Source organism: Mesorhizobium sp. M4A.F.Ca.ET.050.02.1.1, from assembly GCF_003997725.1.
Lineage (GTDB): Bacteria > Pseudomonadota > Alphaproteobacteria > Rhizobiales > Rhizobiaceae > Mesorhizobium.
The window spans coordinates 1-1493 of the sequence record NZ_RZSG01001109.1 but is presented as its reverse complement, the minus strand read 5'-3'; the positions used below and the strand labels follow the sequence as shown (position 1 = coordinate 1493).

General features: G+C 63.5%; 2 protein-coding genes. Both read right to left on the bottom strand.

Annotated features, from left to right (window positions below; genetic code table 11):
* On the bottom strand, positions 1–667 hold a 667-nt coding region (gene bmt, locus EOA33_RS35445; protein ID WP_127407699.1), incomplete at its 3' end, for a betaine--homocysteine S-methyltransferase.
* Between the two features lie 178 nt (positions 668–845).
* Positions 846–1493, bottom strand: a 648-nt coding sequence (locus EOA33_RS35440; RefSeq protein WP_127407698.1) for a transcriptional regulator, incomplete at its 5' end; no start/stop codon positions are given.

The window sequence follows — 1493 nt, the reverse complement described above, 5'->3', positions numbered from 1 at the left end:
GCGAGGCCAGGATGTCGGACGCGCCGACGCCGCAATTGGCCCCGACGCCGAGCGGATCTTGCGACAGCCCGTCGACGACACCGTGGATGTCCTTCGGCAGCAAGCCCATCATGGTGCGGCCGGCGGTGTCGAAAGAGCCGGTATAGGTGTAGGGCAGGCCGACGCGGATGGCGGCCTCGGCCGCGGCGCGGATTTCGTCCGGTGCCGACATGGTCTCGATCCAGGCGACTTCGGCGCCGCCCGCCTTGAGGCCTTCGATCTGCTCGGCGAAGGCGTCTACCGCCTCGTCATAGGTCATGGCGCCGAGCGGCACCAGCAATTCGCCGGTCGGTCCGACAGAGCCTGCGACGATCACCTTGCGGTTAGCCTTGTCGGCGACCGCGCGCGCGATTTCGGCGGCGCGCTTGTTCAACGCATGTACGCGATCCTGGGCATGATGCAGCTTCAGCCGGTGGCGGGTGCCGCCGAAGGAGTTGGTCAGGATGATGTCGGCGCCAGCATCGACGAAGTTCTGGTGCAGGCTGGTGATGGTGTCGGGCGCGGTCTCGTTCAGCAACTCCGGCGCTTCGCCGGCTTCCAGGCCCATGGCGAACAGATTGGTGCCGGTGGCGCCATCGGCGAGCAGCACGCCCTTTTCGGCAAGCAATGCCTCGATCGGGTTGGTCATGATGACATACGCCTTCCGGGAGTTCCAAGCAGGTTTCGCTTCGCTCCGCCTGCTTGTTGTTCTATTGCTTCAGGTTCTGCTCGCAAAACCGCGAGGGCACTTTTGCGGAATCTGCTATCGAGATAAGGATATAAAGAACTCTTTATATGACGTCAATCTCAAAGCCGGCGGTCAGCCGTCAAAATTGGACCTCAGCCAGCCTTTGCGCGAAGCTCGCCGCCTCATGCGCATTGATGTCGGCGGCGCGGATCAGATTGTCGAAATGGCTGGTCAAGGTGCGGATCGGCTGCGTGGCATTCAGCACCAGATACATGTCGCCGACATAGATGGCGGCTCGGTAGGGCCCGAAGATGGTGTAGGGGATCGAGTAGCGCATGCGCCCGTCATAGAGGTACAGGCGGAAGGTCGGATAGAGATCATCGAGCAGTGTCGCCATGTGTAGAAGCTGCTGGCGGCGCTCGGCCTCGGGAAAGCGGTCCCAGACGCCTAGCCCGCGCGCGAAGATCTCGAGCGTGTGGCGCGGCATGCAGACCTCCATGTCGGTCTCCGGGCGCCTGGTATAGTCGATGCGGTATTGCGTCTCGCCCGCCTGCGCCTCGCGGCTCTTGTTGGTGATGTTCGCCTCGTAGTCGACCAGCGCCTCGGTGCGCAGCAAGTCGGGAATGCCGGCCGGTACGTAGCGGATTTTCGTTCCCGCCGCCTCGGAGTGCCATTTGGCGAGCAGCGTGCGGTCGAAGCCGTCGGGGGCCTCCTCGATCTCCAGGCTCTCGCGGATTTCGCCGGTGACGCCTTCGTCATGGCTCAGGCCTAGCAGCCAGTCGAGTGA